This is a genomic window from Microbacterium sp. Leaf351 (assembly GCF_001423825.1).
In the GTDB taxonomy this organism is placed as follows: domain Bacteria; phylum Actinomycetota; class Actinomycetes; order Actinomycetales; family Microbacteriaceae; genus Microbacterium; species Microbacterium ginsengisoli.
On record NZ_LMPK01000008.1, the window covers coordinates 21,207 to 21,693 of the forward strand.

The following is a 487-nucleotide window of genomic DNA, read 5'->3' on the forward strand; positions in this document are numbered from 1 at the left end:
GTCTCGCGGTGCAGCCCGCGTCAGGCGGTGCCGCGCAGGCGTACCTGATCCGTGGTGGGAGCCCGACCGACGTGCTCACCCTCGACTCGGTGAACGCGCATTCCTCGCAGCAGACGATGCTGAAGCTCGACGTCGCCTCGGTGCTCCTGGTGGCCGGCGCGTCGCTGCGAGTGTGGATCTCGTCCGTGACGGCCGCGTTGACGGTCGGTGGGACGGCGCGCGCGCAGGGCGAGTTCTCGATCCGCTACCTCGGGCCGAGCTGACCATGTCGTCTCTGATCATCGCCGCCGGAGCACGCCTCGACGCGGCCGGCACCCGGGACGCGTTCGGTGCCCTGTCCGATGACCTCGTGCGTGCCGGCTACCCGCCGATCACGGTGAACTTCGGCGACCGGGACATGACGGAGGAGATCCACCTCTTCACCACCCGGTACCGGCAGCAGGCGACCGGCTCCGGCGCGTTCGGTGACGTGCGCACGTGGGACGGG

General features: G+C 70.6%; 2 protein-coding genes. Both read left to right on the plus strand.

Translation table 11 applies throughout. From position 1 onward, the window contains the following. Positions 1-263, plus strand: a 263-nt coding sequence (locus tag ASG00_RS15195) for a hypothetical protein (RefSeq protein ID WP_056206790.1), incomplete at its 5' end; no start/stop codon positions are given. A 2-nt stretch (positions 264-265) separates the two neighbouring features. Next, a partial coding sequence (locus ASG00_RS03070; protein WP_162238334.1) for a hypothetical protein occupies positions 266-487 on the plus strand: 222 nt, incomplete at its 3' end.